The following is a 22,272-nucleotide window of genomic DNA, read 5'->3' on the forward strand; positions in this document are numbered from 1 at the left end:
CGAGTTCGATGATGAGGACAGGCTTCATGAGGCGACCTGACAGGTTGGCCGATCGTTGGCTGCGGGTGGCGACGACCGTCACCGCTGCCCTGCTCGCGATGGTGCTGGGCGCTGACCCGGCTGCGGCTGGGCCGGCGACTGCTCAGATCGTTCGGGCGGCGGTAGCTGCATCGAGCGAAGAGGACTCACTCGAGTCTCGCGGTGAGCACCTCGACCAGGTCACCGCCGAACTGGATCAGGGGCAGATCTTCGACGCCGTCGACATCGACGGAGCGGAATGGGTTCCTGATGATGAGGAGGGTGAGGTCGAGCTCCCAGCCGAGCCGACGCCCGAAGAAGCCACCGAGACGACGTCCGTTGCCTCGCTGATGATGGCAATGGAAGACGGCACGACGACGTCCGACGCCGAGCCGCTCGTCGACACCTCTGGGATCGAGGTCGAGGCCAGAACCGTCCCCGGTTCACCGATCGCCGTCGAGCAGGTCGAAGCGCGTGTGGCCGACGCAGCCACGGCGGCTTTGGCAGGAACGTCCGGTCCCCTCGTCGTGCTCACCTCGCCCCCCGCGGACGATGATGAACAGGCATCGGACGCGTCTGGTGTCGCGACGTCCCGCGCACTGCGACCGACGGGCGACGTGGAGCTGAGCGTCTCCTACGCGGCGCTCGCCGACCGCGTCGGTGGTGACTGGGCCTCGCGTCTTCGATTGGTCTCGATCCCGGAGTGCGCGCTGGAGCAGGCCGAAGAGACCGAGGGACTCGGCAACGCGGCGTCTGGCACCGACTGCGAGCCGACTCCGATCGAGTCGTCCGTCAACAACACGGGTGACCAGACGGTGACGGCGAAGGTCGGCCTCTCCGCTACCGGGACGAGCATGGTGGCTCTGACGGCAGGCACCTCGGGCTCGGCAGGTGACTGGGGAGCGACCTCGCTGGCGCCGTCGGCATCCTGGGGCGTTGCGGGTTCGTCTGGTGCGTTCACCTGGTCGTATCCCTTGCGCACACCGGGTGTCTCCGCGGGGCCGTCGCCCGAACTGGGGCTGTCGTACTCGTCCGCGGCCAGCGACGGGCGGGTCGCTTCGACGAACAACCAGACCTCGTGGGTCGGAGAGGGCTTCGACGTCACGTCGAGCTTCGTGGAGCGCACGTTCGTCCCGTGTGCGGACGACCAGGACGCTGTCGACGGACAGGCGCCGAACAACGCCGATCATCTGACCGGTGACCTGTGTATCGGTGAGGACAATGCGACGCTGACGTTCAACGGCTCGGCGGTAGAGCTGAACAAGGGTGCGGATGGGCTGTGGTACAGCAAGAACCACGACGGAACCAAGGTCACTCACCATTCCGGGGCGGACAACGGGGACAAGACCGGTGAGTTTTGGAAGGTCACCACGGTCGACGGGACGCAGTACTACTTCGGTCGGGACGAGCGACCGTCCGACGGCCTGGGTCTGAACTCGTCCTGGACGGTGCCGGTCTACGGCAACCACCCGGGTGAGGACTGCTACGAGCCGTCGGCGGACGGTGGATTCGGTGCTTCCCGCTGCACGCAGACCTACCGGTGGATGCTCGACTATGTCGTGGACCCGTCCGACAACTCGATGACCTACGTGTACGAGACACAGGTACGCAAGTACGGGTACAACCTGGGTGACGGCGTGGAAAAGTACGTGGCGGGCGGAAACCTGCTGCGGATCGAGTACGGCACCCGGCAGGGCGCTGAGGCCACAGGAACAGCGCCTGTGCGCGTCGAGTTCGACACGACGTCCCGCTGTGTGCCGGGCACGGGTGTGGACTGCGCCGTCGGCCAGATCCGGTCGAATGCTGCCGCGTGGCCGGACGTCCCCGCGGACCTCGTGTGTGTGGAGTCGGCTACCAGCTGCCCGGACGAGACCATTAGTCCTGCGTTCTACTCGACGCGTCGGCTGGCAAAGATCAGCACATCGGTCCGTGTCAGCGGAGCGTACGTCCCGGTGGACTCCTGGCAGTTGGACCAGTCGTTCCTCGACCCGGGTGACGGATCGCTCGGCACCGGCGGCACCGGTCGGATCCTGTGGCTGAAGAAGATCACGCACACAGGCCACGGCGGTACTGCCACCACGGGAGACGACAAGGCGTTGCCGGCGGTCGTCTTCCAGCCCACCAGGACCCTGCGCAACCGCGTGGACTCAGGCGACGATGGGTATGCGGCGATGTTCCGCCCACGCATCTTGGCCGTGCGCACCGAGTCCGGCGCCAAGATCAGCGTCAACTACCGCACCGAGTGTTCCGCAGGCGATGTCCCCGGTGATCCGGCGGAGAACAGTCGGCTGTGCTTCCCGGTGAAATGGGACGGGGACGCCATCGACTGGTTCCACAAGTATGTGGTTTCGTCAGTGGTTCAGGACGGGTCGTCCGTCGTCGAGGGCACCAACCAGCTGGTCACCGGGTCCGGCCAGGTCACGACCTCCTACCTGTACGAGGGCGGCGCGGGATGGGCCAAGCCCACCGGCGCGCTCGTCAAGCCCAAGGAGGTCACCTACTCCGACTTCCGCGGGTTCGGCACCGTCACGACAGTCACCGGGGAGGGCGGCGATGCATCCACGTCCGTGGCGCGCTATTTCCGGGGCCTGGGCGACGAACTGACTGTCGGCCCACCCGGTAACACCGTGACGGTCACTGACGACGAGCGATACCAGGGGCAGGTGCTCTCCACCTGGGACCAGACCGGAGACGGAAAGAGAGTCTCGCAGTCGGTCACCGTGCCCGGTGACATCGTCACAGTCGCCAAGGACGAGGCGGACAAGACCATCTCCACCCGGATCGCTTCTTCGACCGCACGGGGTTATACGTTCAACGCCGCGGGCGACGTGGCGCAGCAGACTCGCACGGAGACGTCATTCGATGCCAATTCGCAGGTCAAGCAGATCGACGACATCGGCGCCGTTGGCATCGCGACGGATGACGTGTGCACGCGTATCACCTATGCGCACTCCAGCGACACCACGCTGGCGGAAGCCCACATCGTCGGCGCCGCCTCGCGCACGGAGGTGGTGGCCAAGGAGTGCGCGACCACTCCGGCGCGGCCGGCCGACGTCATCACGGACACACTCGCGGTCTACGACAAGGCAGGTCGAACGACCGAGACATGGGAAGTAGACCCCGAGCTCGACCCAGACACGGGCACGCTGAACCCTGCCACGAAGGCCGGCTATCTCCGCACCTCGAAGGTCACCTACGACACTCTCGGGCGTGTGACTGCGCAGGAGGACGCACTCGGACGTGTTTCGGGGACCGAGTACACACCGAGCACGGCCTCGGTGGTGTCCTCGGTCAAGACAATCTCGCCCCAGGTCAGCACCGCTGTCGGCAAGCTCGAGCAGATCACGAAGATCAACCCGGCCACAGGTTCGGTGCTCTCGACGACCGACCCGAACGGCAAGGTGACGGCCGGTAACTATGACGGGCTCGGCCGTCTCACGTCGGTCCGGTACCCGCAGCACGCGAACGCCGTCGTTCCATCGGTCGAGTACGAGTACACGGTGCGAGCCAATGGCCTGAACGTGGTGCTGACCAAGACGATCGGAGCCGACGGGGAGCGGCAGCACGCGAGTGCGACCCTCTACGACGGCCTGATGCGTGCGTTCCAGACGCAGGCCGAGGGCGTCGACTCCGGCGAGACGCGCACTGCGAACGCTACGGCGCGGGGCCGCATCGTCACGCATACGCTCTACGACACGGCAGGGCGGGTCAAGAAGGCGGTCGGCGACTGGTGGGCCAAGGGGGTCGTGTCTGGGACACCGGTCGAGCCGCCGCCTGTCACCGAGTCTGCTACGACCTACGTGTACGACGGCGCGGGCCGGCCAACCAACGAGATCTTCTGGACCGGCACCTCGGCCAACCCGGAGTATGAGAAGTGGCGCACGGTCACCGACTACGACGGGCAGTACACGACGGTGCTGCCGCCCGCGGGCGGCACGGCCTCGACCACGGTGACCGACGCGCGTGGTCGCGGCACGCAGCTGTGGCGGTGGACATCGCGGCCGAATGCGGCCGCGTCGGGATTCGATCCGCGTACCGCGACCGCCTCGGGTTACCAGGTGACTCGGTACGTGTGGGACGCCGCGGGTCAGCTCTCCGAAATGAGTGACCCGGCGGGGAATCAGTGGACCTACAAGTACGACTTCGCCGGCAACACAGTTCGTACTGGTGACCCCGACGCGGGTGTCACCACCACCGACTACGACAAGGTCGGGCAGGTCGAGAAGGTCACCGACGCGACGGGCTCATCGCTGGCCTACACGTACGACCCACTGGGACGGGTGACCCTGCTGGCCGACGGCAGTGGTACGGCACGCGCCCGCTGGGCCTACGACCAGACGCTGGATGCCGCGGGTGAACCCCTGCTGGGCCAGGTGTCATCGTCGACCAGGGTCGCCGACGGCGCTTCGTACACGACGAAGATTGACGCGTACGACGCCGCCTACCGGCCGACGTCGACCACGGTGACTCTGCCCTCCAGCGGTGACCTGGCGGAGCTCGGTGAACAGGAGTTCACCACGAAGTCCACCTTCACCGCTGACGGTCAGGTGGCTTCCGTGACACTGCCCCGGGTCACTTCTGCAGGCGGGTCACTGGCCATGGGGTCGGAACGGGTCACGACCCATTACGACACCGCCTCGATGCCCGAATGGATGGGTGGCGGGTTTGGCTGGGGCACGTACGTCGCAGCGTCGCGCTTCAGCGCGACGGGGCAGCCGACGCTGATGGACCTCGGCAACACCTACGGTGCGGTCGTCTCGTACCAGTACGAGTCGGGGACCAAGAGGCTCGAGGGCATCAAGCTGGACCGGGAACGGTTCAACGGTGCCGACCTCGACGTCCACTACGGGTACGACGACGGTGGGAACGTAACCTCGGTCAAGGACACCCCGACTGCGGAGTGGCTGGCCGGGCTGCCGGAGCATCAGGACAATCAGTGTTTCTCCTACGACGGCCTTCAGCAGCTGACGGTGGCGTGGACGCCGCACGACGGAGTGTGCGACCAAGATGTGACGCCGATTGCCGACGCGGCTCTGGGCGGTTCGGCCGCGTACTGGAACGAGTACACGTACGACGTTCAGGGGCGTCGTACCGACCTGGTGTCGCGCACCAAGGAGGAGGTTGGCGGAGCCGTCACCACGTCCACCACGACCTATACCCACGGTGCGGGCCTGGGTTCTTCGAACGCGGCGCTGAAGGCGGGGCCGCACGCGGTCGTGGCTTCTCGGACGGTCGTCGAGGCTCCAGATGGGACGCAGCAGGTCACGACTGGGGCGTTCGGGTATGACGCGTCGGGGCGGCAGGTTGCGCGTCCTGGGCTCGACGGGAACACGACCGAGTCGCTGACATGGGATCCCGAGGGCGAGCTCGCGTCGGTCGTGACGACTGGTGACGGGTCCGAGGGGGACGGCACCTCGGCGGATGCTGACGCCCAGTACGTGTACTCGGCCGATGGCGACCGGATGGTGCGGACCGACTCCACGGGCACCACGGTCTATCTGCCGGGCGGGCAGGAGGTGCACGTCGATGCCGAGGGAGTCGTCTCTGCGACTCGGTACTACGGGTTCGCGGGGCAGTCGGTCGCGGTTCGTCAGGGCAAGGGGCTGCAGGGTGTGACGTCGCTGGTCTGTGACCCACACGGGACTGCGCTGGCGGCGGTACCGAACACCACCTGGACGCGGGACAGCGTGGTGCGGCAGTACACCGATCCGTTCGGCGCCGCCCGTGGCGCAGACGCGGAGGCGACTGTCCAGGAGATGCCGGGCGACCGACAGTTCCTGGGCAAGACTCGCGACGATCACACCGGGCTCACGCTCCTCGGCGCGCGGTGGTACGACGAGTCTCTGGGACAGTTCCTGAGCACGGACCCGGTTCTGGAGCCGGGTGTTCCTGCGCAGTTCAATGCTTACCTCTACTCGGGCAACAACCCGCTGACCTGGGCTGACCCCTCCGGGATGTCCTGGCTGTCCGACACGTGGAACTCGGCCAAGAAGGCGGTGACCAAGGGTTCGTTCTGGTCAGGGGCTGCGATCGGGACTCTCGCCGGCTGGGTCGCAGGGACGGCTGTCACCGCTGCCTGCACGGCCGCTACCGGGGGCCTTGGGGCACCGGGATGTGTCTGGGCGGGCATCGTGGTCGGCGGCATTGTGGCGGGTGCAGTCGGGTCGCTTGTCGCGAACGCGCACGCCACTGCGTTTGAGGGACAGCGACAAAAGGGTGCCAGGGAACTTGCTGGTGAGGCGGGTGCGGCGGCTGTGGTCGGAGGTGTCACAGCGGGCGTAGGCAAATTGTTCTCGCCGATGGCGTCGAGGTTGGCGGGATCGGTCGCCTCCGCGTCGCGATCGATCGCTTCCAAGACCTCGTTTGCTCAGCGCCTCGAGACCGCTCAGCGTGCGTCGGCGGCGCAAGCTGCCGAACGTGCGCAGGCGGCTCGTGTGAGCGAGTCCGTGACGAACCTGCGTGCGTCGGGGAACAACCCCGCGAACACCTGCAAGACCGGAGCTTGCGGGCTCCCTGGTGGCAAGTGTTTTGTCGCGGGCACGCTGGTCCTGACGGAGGACGGCAAGAAACCGATTGAGGAAATCGAGGCCGGGGACAGGGTCTGGGCCAAGGACCAGACCACTGGCCGGGAGGTGCTCCGTGCCGTTGACAAGACCTACGTCCGGCAAGCTACAGAGTTGTATGAGCTCACGATTGACGGTGACGTCATCACTACAACGGCCGAGCACCCGTTCTGGGTCGACATGCGAGGGTGGGTCGACGCCGGTGATTTGGTCGTCGGTGACATGCTCGTCACACCTGAAGGTACGACGGCGGTCGAGCGAATCAAGGTCGAGCCGACTGGCGAGCCGGTTACGGTCTACAACTTCCGTGTCACGGAAGACCACAACTACTACGCCTTTGCCGGCGACGTGCCGGTGCTCGTGCACAACGCGGACTACATTCCGTGGTCAAGTGGTGTGGTTAACCGGGCCGCGCGAGCAATCGCTGACGGTGAGACAGCGATCCATGTTGCTAATCGGAACCAGGCGGAAGAATTGTTCCTCGGCATCTACCAGTCGCATGGATACAGGAACGCGTCCGGGATGGACGGTCCGCGCACGCGGGAATTCTTTGGATCGAAGCAGGGCACCTATCACTGGGACGATCAGCTTGATGCAGATGGTCGCGTACTTGGGCACGGCGCCGGAAATGCGGATGGCGCGCTGCCACATCTCCAGGTGCATACACTTGAAGGTCCGATCGTTCGAATTTTCTGGGGTGGATAATGCGGCAAAGAGTTCGTAACCGGCTTGAAATGCTGAAGGCGCCCGTTACTCAGCGCCTGGCCGATCCCAGCCGTGAGTCGTGTTCCTGGATTTGGGTCCTTCCAGTGCCTGATGGCCGAATCCGGATCGCCCGGATCGTTGTCCCTCGCAATCTCGTTGATTCGGGTGACTGGTTCGGAGAGGAGGACTATGAGACGGCCGAGTTGAGGTTTGTGGACTCCATCGATGAGGTGGATGACGTCGTCCGAGTGGTCGGTGGAGATCCCGAGGCGCTCGATTCGCCGTGGAACAACGAGTTTCCTCTGTGAGCATGGTGGCCCGCCGGGCAGGAGCGATCCGAACCTGCACCGGGCTGTAAGTGCTGCTCGTGACGAGCTTCGAACCGCTGCGCTGGCCATCGGCGAGCTAGGGCGCGTTTCTGAATTGGTCCGTGACCTGCGGTTTCGGCATGCTTCGGGTTCGTGGTGGACGCGGCTGGGCGACATGATCTGATGGACGAGGCGTGAAGTGGTCGGGCCGTTGTTGACGGTGGCGGGGTGCGGTCGTTCGGCGCGGTATCTGTGGAGGCAGGTCGACGGGATCCGGCACCGAGTCCGGGCGGGGTGCCCGTGGCGAGACGTGCTGGACCGGTATGGGCCGTGGTCGAGTCTGTATCGGGTGTTTCGCCGGTATCAGCGTGAAGGGGTCTGGGACCAGGTCCTGGACCTGTCGCGGACGCTGGCCGATGCCGGCGGGCAGATCTGCTGGGAGATGAACGTGGACTCCACGATCGCCCAGGTCACCAGCATGCCGCTGGCGGGCGCCGGGACCCGGACGCGCAGAAGGAAACGCCAGGGGCCGAGCCCGCTGATCATGGGTTGGGTCGATCCAGGGGTGGGTGGACCACGAAGATCCACGCGGCCTGCGAGCAAGGGCAGGAGCTCATGGGGATGGTCGTCACGGCCGGGCGGCGGGGGACAGCCCACAGTTCGGCCCGGTGCTTGACACCGTCCCGGTCAAACGTCCCGGCGGAACTACGCCCGCGCACCACGCCGGACCGGGTCCGGGGCGACAAGGCCTACGCCTCAGGGGCCAACCGCCGCCTCCTGCTCGGGCGTGGGATCCGCGCGACGATCCCGGACAAAAAGGACCATGCCGCCCACCGCCGGGCGAAGGGTTCGGCCGGCGGACGGCCGCCGAAGGTCCACTACGAGGACTACAAGAAGCGGCACGCGGTGGAGCGCATTTGCAACCGGCTCAAACGGTGGCGGGCGGTCGCGACGAGGTTCGACAAGCTCCAGGTCCGCAACGAGGCGAGCGTGAAGGTCGCCGCGATCGACGACTGGATCGCCGCCGTGGTCCGAGTGGCTTGAGCCCTGGCACCTTGCTCCGTGCAATCACAGCCCCTGGCCTGCTACGCCGATTCCGAGGACAGCCAGTACGTCGAGGGCCCCGATCACGTTGCCCTGCTGGGCATGCTTGAGGACCTGGACAGCAGCAACAACACGTTCTTCGTGATCTACCCCAACGACGTGGCCCTGGACTGGTCCATCTCGGTCCACACCCGCACCAATGGTCTTGGCGGCTACGAGATCGAGCGGCGCGACGCAGCGACCAGCGAGCACAACACAACCGCCGCGGCCGACCACGTCACGATCGTCACCGAAGTCCTGACCTGGATCCGACACCGCTGACCAGTTCCGAAACAGGCCCTAGGTGCATTGGCCCCCACGAGCGTTTTTTGGCCGAGCCGCTCTCGGCGATCTCCACAGTGACCCCGGCGGGTCTGTTTGGCGGTGACCTGGTCGGCCAATTCTTCCAGGGTGTGTGAGTCGTGCTGCGATCCGCGCACCGGCCGTCAGTCGCCGACCGGGTCGACGGGCAGGCCAGGCGGCGACTTGGGTGTTCAGGGCCAGCCAGCGGTTAGTCTGGTCGAGGCGCTGTGTCGCGCATCCACGTGAATCTGTTCTTGGCCGTCTCCCGAGCCGGACGTGCCCGTCTCGAGCATTCCGGCCAACTACGAGTGCCGTCATGCTGCCCACGGAGTTGTTATGCCTTTGGCACAGGAGCGGCGGTGCGTGGTACGCACCATCACGGCGTTGAACAATCCGCTCTCGGGCTCGAGGACCGGCCGGTTCTCGGGTGGTGAGATTTCGCTCTGCTTGCTGCGGCTGCCGGGAGGTAACCCCGGTGTTGAAGCACGCTCAACCGGTTTGGAGGCGACGATGATCCGACTGCGCGAAGGTGATACGGCGGAGGTTCCGCGCCTTGAGTTTGACCCCTATGTGCCTGTCACGGTGACATGGCCTGGGTACCCGTCGCGTGCTCGATGTTCCTTGCTTGTTCGCGTGATCGAGGATGCGGGACTCCTTGAGATGAAGTTCGATCCTGAGGCTGGCGAACTTATCGAGGCTGTGCTGTGAATGCGCCTGTAGTGCACACGTCCCCTTCGGTCCAGGTTGCCTCGGTCCGGCGGATGGGTCGGCGCACGATGTTGTCGGCGGCGATGCAGGTGTGTTCCCACCCACCCCTCACCCGGCCCCGCCGGGCGTGCCTCCCTGCCGATGTCAGTGGCGCGACATAAGGTCTCGGATGAGCCATCGTGAGGTATCCGATGGACCTAGTACGGGGGAGCCAGACATGACCGACCAGCGCGTGAAGTCACCACGCACCGGTGCGACAGCAGCGGTGACCGCGCGGAAGGCGTCGCCCGCCGTGTACCGGCGTCGTCGCCTCGTCGTGTTCGTGGGCGTGCTCGTCGTGGTGCTCGTGCTGGTGCTCCTGGCCGGCTTCGCGTGGCCCGGCTTCTGGCGGTCCGAGGCGACGCCGGAGCCTGTGCCCACGGTGACCGTCACCGCGCCCGTGCCGACGCCCACGGTCAAGGCGATGGACCGCAGCGGCGAGGAGACCGCGTTCCAGAAGGCCCTGCCCTCGGCAGTGCTGCAGCTCGCCCTCGGCTCGCTCACCGAGGCCAAGGAGCCCCAGGGCGAGGGCGCGCTGGAGGCCTGGAACGCCGAGTACTCCGACGGCGACTCGCTCGAGGTCGCGGTCGTGGCCGGCCAGTGGGCCACGGAGGACGAGGCGGCCACCGGCGCCGCGGCCTGGGCCGCGTCCGCGGGCGAGGCCGACCGGACGGGCGACGTCAAGGTCGGCAAGAAGGTCGTCGGGCAGTACACGTTCGTGCAGGCGAAGGGCGGCACGACCGTCGTCGTGTGGCAGAACGGGACCGCCGTGCTCCAGGCGACCGGGCCGACCGACGTCATGGAGGACTTCTACACGGCGTTCCCCCTGTGACGAGGGCTCGGCCGGCAGGCCCGCGTCGCCCGGTCCGGGCGCGCCGAGAGACAATGGTGTGGTGAACCAGCGACTTGCAGTGCTCGGGGCCGGGAACATGGGCGAGGCGGTGCTCGCGGGTGCGTTGTCGGCGGGCTGGGCCGCGTCCGACGTCGTCGCCACCGTGCGGACCGAGGCCAAGGCGCAGCACCTGCGCGAGACCTACCAGGTGGCCACCACCAGCGACAACGTCGCCGCGGTCCAGGGTGCGGGCATCGTGCTCGTCGGTGTGAAGCCCAAGGACGTCGGCGCACTGCTCGACGAGATCGCGTCCGCGATCGACCCCGCCGCCGTCGTCGTCACGGTCGCGGCCGGCCACCCCACGGCGTTCTACGAGCGCCGGCTGCCGGCCGGCGTCGCCGTGGTGCGCACCGTGCCGAACACGCCCGCCGCGATCAGCGCGGGCATCACGGCGATCGCGCCGGGCGCCGCCGCCACGGAGGTCCACCTCGAGGCGGTCGAGCACCTGTTCGCCGGCACGGGCGCCGTGGTGCGCGCCGCGGAGAAGGACCTGGACGCCGTCTCGGCGATCTCCGGCTCCGGCCCCGCGTACGTCTTCTACGTGGCCGACGCGCTCGCCGAGGCCGGCGTGCTGCTCGGCCTGACGCGCGACGTCGCGCGGCGCCTCGCCATCCAGACGCTGCTCGGCGCGTCCCGCCTCATGGACGAGACGGGCGAGCACCCCGTGATCCTGCGCGAGAAGGTCACCTCGCCCGGCGGCACCACGGCGGCCGCCCTGCGGGCCCTGGACGACGGCGGCGTGCGCGCCTCGTTCCTGACCGCCGCCACCGCGGCGCGTGACCGCGCCCGTGAGCTGGGTGGATGATTCCTCCCGTGACCATCTCTCGACCCGCGACGACGCGGCCGCCGGCCATGGCCGACGTCGCCGCGCTCGCCGGCGTGTCCCACCAGACCGTCTCGCGTGTGCTGAACGGCCACCGGAGCGTGCGCCCGGCGACGCGTGAGCGGGTGCTGGAGGCTATCGCCGAGCTTGGCTACCGCCGCAACAGCGCGGCACGCGCCCTGGTCACGGCCCGGTCGACCACGGTGGGCGTGGTGACCACCGGGTCGCCGCTGTTCGGCCCGTCGAGCACGTTGATCGCGGTCGAGGAGGCGGCGCGGGAACAGGGCTGGTACGTCAGCGTCGCGACGCTGCGGCAGTACGACGGCGCCACCCTGCACAAGGCCCTCGAACACTTCATGGACCAGGCGGTCGAGGGCATCGTGGTCATCGCGCCGCACAGCGACGTGGCCGACGCCGTGGAGTCGTTCCAGGCACCCGTGCCCGTGGTCCTCATCGCCGCCCGCGAGCTCCAGCCCGACGTCCCGGTCATCCCGCTGTCCGTGGACCAGCGAGCCGGGGCCCGTCTCGCCGTCGAGCACCTGATCGAGCTGGGACACCGGCAGATCCTGCACGTCGCGGGCCCGCTGGACTGGCTGGACGCCGTCGAGCGCGAGGAGTCCTGGCGCGCCGTCCTCACCGAGCACCGCCTGCCCGTGCCCGAGCCGGTCGTCGCGGGCTGGACCGCGGACCGCGGCTACATGGTGGGCCTCGACCTGGCCCAGCGCGTCCGGTCCGGCACCGGTCCCACGGCGGTCTTCGCCGCCAACGACCAGCTCGCGCTCGGCCTGCTGCGCGCCTTCTGGGAGTGCGGCGTCTCGGTGCCCGACGACGTGTCGGTGGTCGGCTTCGACGACGTCGACGGCTCCGGCCACTTCATCCCGCCGCTGACGACGGTGCGCCAGCCGTTCGTCGACCTCGGCCGGCGGAGCGTCGCGCTGCTCCTCGCGGCGGTCGACGGCGGCAGGCCCGCGGCCGAGCTGATCGCGCCCGAGCTGGTGGTGCGCAGGAGCGCGGCCTCCCCGCGCCTCTGACGGCAGTCCCTCGGACGAGCGTCCGCCGCACCGGCGCTCCGCCGTGACCGGCCCCGGACGCCCCGTATACCTTTCTCAGAACGTTGCTGAAGAGAGCGTTGACACGTTCGCGAGGCAGTGGCAGAGTCACCGCGCACGAGGATGTTTACGTTCACATTCCCGTCGTCGGGCAACGTCGTCCGGCGTGTTCCAGGACATAGCCGTCCAGGTGAATCCGGACGCCGTCGTCCGGGGAAAGGGGTGTGGCCGTGCCCGGTCGCCGCCCACCGAGCCGCCGCGTCTCCGCGGCCGGCTGGAGTTTCGTGACGCCCTTCCTGGTGGTGTTCGCGCTGTTCATCGTGACCCCGCTGGTCTACTCCATGTACCTGAGCCTGTTCCGCAACCAGCTCATGGGCGGGACCACCTTCGCGGGGTTCGCCAACTACGTGACCGCCTTCACCGACCCCAAGCTCTGGGACGGCATGGGCCGCGTGGGCCTGTTCCTGGTGGTGCAGGTGCCGATCATGCTGGGGATCGCCCTGATCGCAGCGCTCGCGATCGACAGCGGCCGCCTGCACGGCAAGAGCTTCTTCCGCGTGGCGCTGTTCCTGCCGTACGCCGTGCCCGGCGTCGTGGCGGTGCTGATGTGGGGTTTCATGTACGACGACCGGCTGGGACTCACCGGCAGCGTCAACGACCTGGTGGGCTTCCCGCTCATCGACCCGTACACCAAGCAGTGGATCCTCACGGCGATCGGCAACATCGTGACCTGGGAGTTCGTGGGCTACAACATGCTGATCCTGTACGCGGCGCTCAAGACGGTGCCACTCGAGATCTACGAGGCGGCGGCCATCGACGGCGCCAACCAGTTCCGCATCGTGCGGTCGATCAAGATCCCCGCCGTCCGCGGGGCCCTGGTGATCGCGACGATCTTCTCGATCATCGGCAGCTTCCAGCTGTTCAACGAGCCGACGATCCTGAAGCAGATCGAGCCGGCGCTGATCTCGACCTACTACACGCCGAACATCTACGCCTACAACCTGAGCTTCGTGGGCAACCAGGTGAGCTATGCCGCCACCGTCGCGATCGTGATGGGCGTGATCACCGCGATCGTCGCGTACGTGGTGCAGCTCCGCGGGACCCGGAGGGAGATCTGATGGCCGGCTACTCGTACCACCGTCCGCGCAAGTCGATCACCCTGACCGTCCTGCTGGGCGCGCTGCTGATCTACTCGATCCTGCCGCTGACCTGGATGCTGTTCAGCGTCACCAAGACCCAGCCCGAGCTGCTCAGCTCGTTCGGCCTGTGGTTCTCGGGCGACTTCGCGTTCTTCGACAACATCCAGGCCGTCCTGACCCACGACGACGGCGTCTTCCTCAAGTGGCTCGGCAACACGCTGGTCTACGTGGTGGTGGGCGCCGGCGGCGCCACGGTCCTCGCGACCGCCGCCGGGTACGGCCTGGCCAAGTACCGGTTCCGCGGTCGGAACGGTGTGTTCGCCGTCATCCTCGGGGCGATCGCCGTGCCCGGCACCGCGCTCGCGGTGCCCACGTTCCTGCTGTTCAGCCAGTGGGGCCTGACCAACACCATGTGGGCGGTGATCCTGCCGTCCCTCGTCTCGCCGTTCGGGCTCTACCTCATGTGGGTGTTCTCGGCGGAGGCGGTGCCCACCGAGATCCTGGAGGCGGCCCGGGTCGACGGCTCGGGCGAGTGGCGCACGTTCTTCACCATCTCGCTGCGCCTCCTGGCGCCCGGCATCGTCACGGTGGCGCTGTTCGCGATCGTCGCCACGTGGAACAACTACTTCCTGCCGCTGATCATGCTCAACGACCCGGACCTCTACCCGCTGGTACTGGGCCTGTACCAGTGGCTGGCGGATGCGTCGGGCATCGGCGCCCAACCGGTGTTCAACTTGGTGATCACGGGCTCGTTCCTGACGATCGTGCCGATCGTCGTCGTGTTCCTCGTGCTCCAGCGGTACTGGCAGTCCGGCCTGAACGCAGGCAGCGTCAAGGCATAGGCGAGGTCGGCCCCGCCGACGTCGAGAAACCTGAACTACAACGATGTGGAAGAAGGAAGACCATGACCATCACCCGTAACCGCCGGGTCGCGCTCGGCGCCCTGGCCGCTCTGATGGCAGCCTCGCTCACCGCCTGCTCGGGCGGCGGGGACGACGACGGCGGTGGCGCCTCCTCCGAGGGGGCGACGGCCGACGAGATCGAGGCCGCGCTCCAGGAGGGCGGCAGCATGAGCTACTGGACCTGGACGCCGCAGGCCGAGACGCAGGTCGCGGCGTTCGAGAAGGCGTACCCGAACGTCGACGTGACCCTCGTGGACACGGTGGGCGCCGGCGACGCCAACACCAAGCTGCAGAACGCGATCGCCGCTGGCACCGGCGTGCCCGACGTGGTGCAGATCGAGTACCAGTCCATCCCGCAGTTCCAGCTCCCCGGCCAGCTCGTGGACCTCACCGCGTTCGGCTTCGCCGACCTGCAGGACCTGTACACGCCGTCCACCTGGGGCGCCGTCTCGCAGCAGGGCATCTGGGGCCTGCCCCAGGACTCCGGCCCCATGGCGTTCTTCTACAACCAGGAGGTCTTCGACGCCGCGGGTGTCGAGGTGCCGACCACCTGGGACGAGTACAAGGAGGCCGCGGCCAAGATCAAGGAGCACGACCCCGAGACCTGCATAGGCAACGACACCGGCGACGCCGGCTTCACCACCAGCATGATCTGGCAGGCCGGCGGCACGCCGTTCCACACCGAGAACGGCGCCGTCACCATCGACCTGGCCGACGAGGGCACCACCAAGTGGGCCGACATGTACCAGCCGCTCATCGACGACGAGCTGCTGTGCCAGCTCCCGGGCTGGAGCGACGAGTGGTACGCCGCCCTGAACGACGGCACCATCGGCTCGGTCGCGCTCGGCGCGTGGATGCCCGGCATCCTGGAGGATGGCGTCCCGGACGGCAAGGGCAAGTGGCGCGTCGCCCCGATGCCGACCTACGACGGCACCCCCACCAACGCCGAGAACGGCGGCAGTGCCGAGTCCATCCCGGGCGCGGCGGAGAACAAGTTGCTCGCGGCGGGCTTCCTCAAGTGGCTCAACTCGAGCGACGAGTCGATCGACGCCTTCATGGAGACGGGTGGCTTCCCCGCCACCGTGAAGCAGCTGGAGTCCCCGGAGTTCCTGGGCTACGAGTCCGAGTACTTCGGCGGGCAGAAGATCAACGAGGTGCTCGCAGCGGGCGCGGCCGACGTCAACGAGGGCTGGCAGTACCTGCCGTGGCAGTCGTACGCGAACAGCATCTTCGCGGACACGGTGGGCCAGGCCTACCTCGACAAGTCGTCGCTGCTGGACGGTCTCGCCGCCTGGCAGGAGGAGAACGTGTCGTACGGCACCGAGCAGGGCTTCGAGGTGAACGGCGGCTGACGCCGGGCCCTCGTTGCTTGTCGTGCGGCTGAGCCTGCGGTTCCGCTCCGGGCAGGTGCCTCGTTCCTCGGCCCCTACCCTGCGCTGCACCTCCGGCTCAGCCGCCGCACCGGGCGGTGAACCGCCGCCCCGCACGTGTCAGACCCCCAGGTCCCCCGGGTGACCTGGGGGTCTGACACGTGCGGGGGACCGGCTTGGGTACAGCGTTGTCGGCGGGTATCGTGTGAGCGCTAACATCGCCGGGCGGAGGAGCGGGCTGCTCACCGCCGCGGCCGAACGACGGAGACACGAGCTACGCCTCGCGACGGTGCGGGCAGGACGGAGCGGTCCACGATGGTGGAGCGGCAGGACGAAGGAGCGGGACAGCTCGCCGGCCACCGGGAGGCGATCGAGCAGGGGCGGACCGCTCTCGGCATCGAGCTCGGCTCCACCCGGATCAAGGCGTGCCTCGTCGGGCCGGACAACGCGCCGCTCGCGAGCGGCAGCCACGACTGGGAGAACCAGCTCGTCGACGGCGTGTGGACCTACTCGCTGGAGGCGGTCCGGACCGGCCTGCAGGAGTCCGTCGCCGCGCTGCTCGGAGACGTCGAGCGGCGGTACGGCGTGCGGCCCACCACCGTGGGCGCCCTCGGCGTCTCGGCGATGATGCACGGCTACCTCGCGTTCGACGACGCGGACGAGCTGCTGGTGCCCTTCCGCACCTGGCGCAACACCACCACCGAGCGCGCGGCCACGGAGCTGACCGGTCTGTTCGGGCACAACATCCCGCTGCGCTGGTCGGTCGCCCACCTGTACCAGGCGATCCTCGACGAGGAGGCGCACGTGCCGCGGGTGCGGCACGTGACCACGCTGGCCGGGTACGTGCACCGGCTCCTGACCGGGCGGCACGTGCTCGGCGTGGGCGACGCCTCGGGCATGTTCCCGATCGACGTCGCCACCGGCGGCTACGACCAGCGCATGCTGGCGCAGTTCGACGAGGCGGCAGCAGGCCACGGCTTCGGCCGGGGCATCGCGGACCTGCTGCCCGGCGTCCTGCCCGCCGGCGCGGACGCCGGCGTCCTGACCGAGGAGGGCGCCGCCCTGCTCGACCCGAGCGGCACGCTCCGGCCGGGCATCCCGCTGTGCCCGCCCGAGGGCGACGCCGGGACCGGCATGGTGGCGACCAACTCGGTGGCGCCGCGCACCGGCAACGTGAGCGCCGGGACCAGCATCTTCGCGATGGTCGTCCTGGAGCAGCCGCTGGAGCGGGTGCACGACGAGCTGGACCTCGTGACCACCCCCGCCGGGGACCTCGTGGCGATGGTGCACTGCAACAACGGCGCCAGCGAGCTCGGCGTCTGGGCCGAGGTGTTCGGCCAGTTCGCGGCAGCCCTGGGGCAGCCGGCCGAACCGGGTGCCGTCTTCGAGGCGTTCCTGCGGTCCGCCCTGGACGGCGACGCCGACGGCGGCGGCCTGCTCGCCTACAACTACCTGTCCGGCGAGCCCATCACCGGCCTGGAGGCCGGGCGCCCGCTGTTCACCCGCATGCCGGACAGCCGGCTCACGCTGGCCAACTTCGCCCGCACGCAGGTCTACAGCGCGTTCGGCACCCTGAGCCTCGGCATGCGCGTGCTCGCGCAGGAGCGGGTCGAGCTGGACGCCATGTTCGCGCACGGCGGCATGTTCAAGACCGCGGGCGTGGCCCAGCGCCTCCTGGCCGCCGCGCTCGGCGCGCCGGTGGCCGTGGGCCGCACGGCGGGCGAGGGCGGTGCGTGGGGCATCGCCGTGCTGGCCGCGTACCGGGCGTCCGCGGCCGGCGCGGCCGCCCCGGCGCAGGACCTGGGCGAGTACCTGGGTACCGAGGTGTTCGCGGACGCCGCGCTCGACGTCGTCGAGCCGAACGCCGACGACGTGGCGGGCTACGCCGCCTTCCTGGAGCGCTACAGCGCGGGCCTGGCGGTCGAGCGCGCCGCCGTCGCCGCGCTCCGCACCCGAGACACGACGCAGGAGAGCGACTGATGAGCAAGACACTGACCGACTACTCGCCGGCCGTCCAGGAGGAGGTGGCGCGCGTCCGCGCCGTCGTCTCGGACCTGCACGCCGAGCTGCCGCGCTGGGACCTCGTGGTCTGGACCGCGGGCAACGTGTCGCAGCGGGTGCCGAACACCGAGGTGCCGGACGGCAGCGCCGACCTGTTCGTCATCAAGCCGTCGGGCATCTCCTACGACGACCTGACGCCGGCCGACATGGTGGTCTGCGACCTCGACGGCACCCTCGTGGACGGGACGCGCTCGCCGTCGTCGGACACCGCCGCGCACGCCTACGTGTACCGCCACATGCCCGAGGTGGGCGGCGTGGTGCACACGCACTCGACCTACGCGACGGCCTGGGCCGCGCGCGGCGAGGAGGTGCCGTGCGTGCTGACGATGATGGCCGACGAGTTCGGCGGGCCCGTGCCCGTGGGGCCGTTCGCGATCATCGGCGACGACTCGATCGGCCGCGGCATCGTCGAGACCCTCAGCGGCCACCGCAGCCCCGCCGTGCTCATGCGCAACCACGGCCCGTTCACCATCGGCAAGGACGCGCGCGCCGCCGTGAAGGCCGCCGTGATGGTCGAGGAGGTCGCCCGCACGGTGCACGTCTCCCGCCAGCTCGGCGAGCCCGTGCCGATCGAGCAGCACCACATCGACGCCCTCTACGACCGCTACCAGAACGTCTACGGCCAGCAGGCCGCGACCACCACGGAAGGACAGGCATGAGCACCAAGCCCTACGCGGACCGTGAGGTCTGGTTCCTCACCGGGAGCCAGGACCTCTACGGCGAGGAGACTCTGGCCCAGGTCGCGGAGCAGTCCCAGGAGGTCGCCCGCGCCCTGGACGCGTCGTCCGACGTGCCGGTCAAGGTCGTGTGGAAGCCCGTCCTGAAGGACTCGGCCGCCATCCGCCGCGCCATGCTCGACGCCAACGGCGACGACCAGGTGCTGGGTGTCGTGACCTGGATGCACACGTTCAGCCCCGCGAAGATGTGGATCGCGGGCCTGGACGCGCTGCGCAAGCCGCTGCTGCACCTGCACACGCAGGCCAACGTCGAGCTCCCCTGGGACGAGATCGACATGGACTTCATGAACCTCAACCAGGCCGCGCACGGCGACCGGGAGTACGCGTACATCGCGACCCGGCTCGGCGTCGCGCGGACGACGGTCGTGGGGCATGTCTCCAACCCGGCCGTCACCCGCCGGGTGGGCACCTGGGTGCGCGGCGCGGCCGGCTGGGCCGCGACGCACGAGCTCAAGCTGGTCCGGTTCGGCGACAACATGCGCAACGTCGCGGTCACCGAGGGCGACAAGACCGAGGCCGAGCTGCGGTTCGGCGTCTCGGTGAACACCTGGGGCGTCAACGAGCTGGTCGCTGCGGTCGACGCGGTCGAGGAGTCCGCGGTCGACGCGGTCGTCGCGGAGTACGAGGCGAAGTACGACGTCGCCCCCGAGCTGCGCGCCGGCGCCGAGCGGCACGAGTCGCTGCGGTACGCCGCGCGCCAGGAGATCGCCCTGGAGGGCTTCCTGGAGGCGGCCGGCGCCAAGGCGTTCACCACCAACTTCGAGGACCTCGGCGCGCTGCGCCAGCTCCCCGGCCTAGCCGTCCAGCGCCTGATGGAGAAGGGCTACGGCTTCGGCGCCGAGGGCGACTGGAAGACCGCGGTGCTCGTCCGCGCGGCCAAGGTCATGGGGCTCGGACTGCCCGGTGGCGCCTCCCTGATGGAGGACTACACGTACGACCTCACCCCCGGCTCCGAGCTCATCCTCGGCGCGCACATGCTGGAGGTCTGCCCGTCGCTGACCACCGCGACGCCGCGCATCGAGATCCACCCGCTCGGCATCGGCGGCAAGGAGGACCCGGTCCGCATGGTCTTCTCCGCGGACGCCGTAGAGGGCGCCGTCGTCGTGTCGCTCGCCGACATGCGCGACCGGTTCCGCCTGACGGCGAACGTGGTCGACGTCGTCACGCCGCCGCGCGACCTGCCGAACCTGCCCGTGGCCCGGGCCATGTGGGCGCCCCGGCCGTCGTTCGAGATCTCCGCCGAGTCGTGGCTGACGGCGGGCGGCGCGCACCACACCGTCATGTCGACCGCCGCGGGCATCGAGGCGTTCGAGGTGTTCGCGAACATCGCGCGCACCGAGCTGCTGGTCATCGACGAGGACACGACGCGCCGCGGCTTCGCCGACCAGGTGCGCCACAACCAGGCGTACTACCGCCTGGCCCAGGGCCTCTGACCCACCCTGCTTCGTTGAGTGCTGGCTATTTGTTGCTCCCGAGCCTTCTGGGCGACAAATAGCCAGCACTCAACGACGGGTCAGGTGGTGCCGGCCGTGGCTGCGGCCGTTGTTGACGCCAGCACGGCGATCATCACCGCGTTGAGCTCGTCGATCGCCCGCTTCACCGCCGCGCCCGCCCACTCCGAGTCGGCGATCTCCTTCGCCCGCCGCTTCAGCTCCCGCCGGTCCTGGTCGGGGAAGAGCCTGCGGATCAGGTCGGTCGCGAGCAGCAGCGAGACGAGGGCCGCCGTCTCCTCGTCCAGGTCCGCGCCCCCGGTCAGGGCGGCCAGCACCCGCTCGCGGACGGCGGCCTCCGGCGCCGGGTCGTGCGCCGGCCACGTGGTGCTGGGGAACAGCCCGAGCACCTTGACCTGCTCCTCGCGCAGCACGCCGCGTGCGGCCAGCCCCTGCTGCAGCGTCTCGCGCAGCGTCCGGGCGAAGCCGCCCTGCCCGACCTTCCGGATCGCGTCCTTGGGCCTGCGGCCGTCCAGCAGCGTGAGGATCTCGCGGCGCAGGGGGTCCGACGGCGTGGCCCGGCCCGTCACCCGGAACCTGCCCTTCTGCCCGCCGTCGACGCCGTCGGACACGTCGAGCGCCCCCGCAGCATGAGCTCGGCGACCTCCGCCCCGGCCAGCGCGAACTGCAGCTGCGGCGTGCCGATCAGCGGCCTGCCCGAGGCGTCGTCGAGGGCGAGGAGCAGGTACTCCTCGGCGAGACCGATCTCCATGGCTGTCTCCTGTCGTCGTGCCGTCGGGTCCAGCAGACCACGGCGTGCCCGGCCCGCGGATCCTTCGCCGGGATGACACCAGGCCCGTCGGAGGGCGGAGGCGGAGAGCAATGTCCGGATCGTGGTAGTTGGCTCGTTCCGTTCCCTTACCAGGGCAAACGAGACAGACTCGTTACTGGAATGTGACGTCCTCCGCTTTCGGTCCGTATTTGTGAGCGCTAACATTCCAACGGGCACCACGCCGCTAGCACCCGCACGATGCCGTGCGGGATCTCAAGGAGGAGACATGGCACGCACGACCCTGACCCGTACCGTTCTGGCCGCAGTGTCGGCAGCCGCGCTGTTCGCACTCGGCGCGTGCAGCTCGGACGCCGGCACCCAGACCGGCGGTGGTGGCGAGACCGGCGCCGCCGCTGACGACGGCGTCATCACGCTCGGTTTCTCGCAGGTCGGCGCGGAGTCCGGGTGGCGCGCCGCCAACACCAAGTCGATCCAGGACACGCTCACCGCGGAGAACGGGTTCGACCTGAAGTTCTCCGACGCGCAGCAGAAGCAGGAGAACCAGATCCAGGCGATCCGCTCCTACATCACACAGGGCGTGGACGTCATCGCGTTCTCCCCGGTGGTCGAGACCGGCTGGGACGCCGTGCTCCAGGAGGCCAAGGCTGCCGGCATCCCCGTGATCCTCACGGACCGCGCCGTCGACTCCAGCGACGAGACGCTGTACGAGTCGTTCATCGGCTCGGACTTCGTGCTCGAGGGCGAGACGGCCGGCCAGTGGGCCGTCGAGCAGTACGACGGCGAGGGCTACAAGGCCGTCGAGCTCCAGGGCACCACCGGCGCCGCGCCGGCGATCGACCGCAAGGAGGGCTTCGAGTCCGCCATCGAGGGCTCCGACATCGAGATCATCGACAGCCAGACCGGCAACTTCACGCGCGCCGAGGGCAAGACCGTCATGGAGGGCTTCCTCAACGCCCACGACGACATCGACCTCGTGTTCGCGCACAACGACGACATGGGGCTCGGCGCGATCGAGGCGATCGAGGCCGCCGGCCTGACGCCGGGCGAGGACATCAAGATCATCACGATCGACGCCGTCAAGGACGGCATGCAGGCGCTCGCCGACGGCAAGATCAACTACATCGTCGAGTGCAACCCGCTGCTCGGTCCGGACCTGGCGGACATCGCCAAGAAGGTCCTCGCCGGCGAGGAGGTCGAGAAGCGCATCGTGGTCAAGGACGAGGCGTTCGACCAGGAGGCGGCGAAGGAAGCGCTGCCCACCCGCGAGTACTGACGCCCCTGCCGCCAACCCTGGTGGTCGTGGGCCGCGTCCGCTGGTCGAGCTGGTCGAGACCCGGGTCTCGACCAGC

The 22,272-nt window shown here is 68.8% G+C and carries 14 protein-coding genes and 2 pseudogenes; 15 read left to right on the forward strand and 1 reads right to left on the reverse strand.

Annotation, left to right across the window (positions count from 1 at the left end; all coding sequences use genetic code 11):
• Positions 1-26: 26 nt before the first annotated feature.
• From ACZ7LE_RS03320 to araA, 14 genes and pseudogenes are all read left to right on the forward strand, one after another.
• On the forward strand, positions 27-7,286 hold the full coding sequence (locus ACZ7LE_RS03320; RefSeq protein WP_470401954.1) for a polymorphic toxin-type HINT domain-containing protein: 7,260 nt from the start codon (positions 27-29) through the stop codon (positions 7,284-7,286).
• 507 nt (positions 7,287-7,793) lie between these two features.
• Positions 7,794-7,973, forward strand: a pseudogene (locus ACZ7LE_RS03325) (transposase); the annotation flags it as partial.
• A gap of 170 nt (positions 7,974-8,143) precedes the next feature.
• Positions 8,144-8,638, forward strand: coding sequence for a transposase (locus ACZ7LE_RS03330; protein ID WP_470401955.1), 495 nt, complete (start codon positions 8,144-8,146; stop codon positions 8,636-8,638).
• Between the two features lie 18 nt (positions 8,639-8,656).
• On the forward strand, positions 8,657-8,959 hold the full coding sequence (locus tag ACZ7LE_RS03335) for a hypothetical protein (RefSeq protein ID WP_470401956.1): 303 nt from the start codon (positions 8,657-8,659) through the stop codon (positions 8,957-8,959).
• A gap of 384 nt (positions 8,960-9,343) precedes the next feature.
• Positions 9,344-9,688, forward strand: coding sequence for a hypothetical protein (locus tag ACZ7LE_RS03340; protein WP_470401957.1), 345 nt, complete (start codon positions 9,344-9,346; stop codon positions 9,686-9,688).
• A 217-nt stretch (positions 9,689-9,905) separates the two neighbouring features.
• Positions 9,906-10,559, forward strand: a complete 654-nt coding sequence (locus tag ACZ7LE_RS03345) for a hypothetical protein (protein WP_470401958.1) — start codon at positions 9,906-9,908, stop codon at positions 10,557-10,559.
• Between the two features lie 61 nt (positions 10,560-10,620).
• Positions 10,621-11,424 (forward strand): pyrroline-5-carboxylate reductase, encoded by an 804-nt coding sequence (gene proC / locus ACZ7LE_RS03350; RefSeq protein WP_470401959.1) that lies wholly within the window; start codon positions 10,621-10,623, stop codon positions 11,422-11,424.
• 47 nt (positions 11,425-11,471) lie between these two features.
• The gene (locus ACZ7LE_RS03355) at positions 11,472-12,473 is read left to right on the forward strand and encodes a LacI family DNA-binding transcriptional regulator (protein ID WP_470403275.1); all 1,002 of its coding nucleotides are present in this window, start codon (positions 11,472-11,474) and stop codon (positions 12,471-12,473) included.
• 242 nt (positions 12,474-12,715) lie between these two features.
• The gene (locus ACZ7LE_RS03360; protein ID WP_470401960.1) at positions 12,716-13,609 is read left to right on the forward strand and encodes a carbohydrate ABC transporter permease; all 894 of its coding nucleotides are present in this window, start codon (positions 12,716-12,718) and stop codon (positions 13,607-13,609) included.
• A complete protein-coding gene (locus tag ACZ7LE_RS03365) occupies positions 13,609-14,472 on the forward strand; it encodes a carbohydrate ABC transporter permease (protein ID WP_470401961.1) in 864 nt (287 codons plus the stop codon). Before ACZ7LE_RS03360 ends, ACZ7LE_RS03365 begins: the two co-directional genes overlap by 1 nt.
• A 62-nt stretch (positions 14,473-14,534) precedes the next feature.
• The gene (locus tag ACZ7LE_RS03370; RefSeq protein WP_470401962.1) at positions 14,535-15,884 is read left to right on the forward strand and encodes an ABC transporter substrate-binding protein; all 1,350 of its coding nucleotides are present in this window, start codon (positions 14,535-14,537) and stop codon (positions 15,882-15,884) included.
• Between the two features lie 333 nt (positions 15,885-16,217).
• On the forward strand, positions 16,218-17,882 hold the full coding sequence (locus tag ACZ7LE_RS03375) for a xylulokinase (RefSeq protein ID WP_470401963.1): 1,665 nt from the start codon (positions 16,218-16,220) through the stop codon (positions 17,880-17,882).
• A complete protein-coding gene (locus tag ACZ7LE_RS03380) occupies positions 17,882-18,622 on the forward strand; it encodes an L-ribulose-5-phosphate 4-epimerase (RefSeq protein WP_470401964.1) in 741 nt (246 codons plus the stop codon). The genes ACZ7LE_RS03375 and ACZ7LE_RS03380 overlap by 1 nt, the downstream gene beginning before the upstream one ends.
• Positions 18,619-20,133, forward strand: coding sequence for an L-arabinose isomerase (gene araA / locus ACZ7LE_RS03385; RefSeq protein ID WP_470401965.1), 1,515 nt, complete (start codon positions 18,619-18,621; stop codon positions 20,131-20,133). Before ACZ7LE_RS03380 ends, araA begins: the two co-directional genes overlap by 4 nt.
• An 80-nt stretch (positions 20,134-20,213) precedes the next feature.
• Here the strand turns inward: araA and ACZ7LE_RS03390 are convergent.
• Positions 20,214-21,127: pseudogene (locus ACZ7LE_RS03390) on the reverse strand (GOLPH3/VPS74 family protein).
• Between the two features lie 61 nt (positions 21,128-21,188).
• On the opposite strand from ACZ7LE_RS03390, the gene ACZ7LE_RS03395 reads away from it, so the two are divergent.
• Positions 21,189-22,196 (forward strand): ABC transporter substrate-binding protein, encoded by a 1,008-nt coding sequence (locus ACZ7LE_RS03395; RefSeq protein WP_470401966.1) that lies wholly within the window; start codon positions 21,189-21,191, stop codon positions 22,194-22,196.
• Positions 22,197-22,272 lie beyond the last annotated feature (76 nt).

This window comes from Promicromonospora sp. NPDC110617, assembly GCF_055598465.1.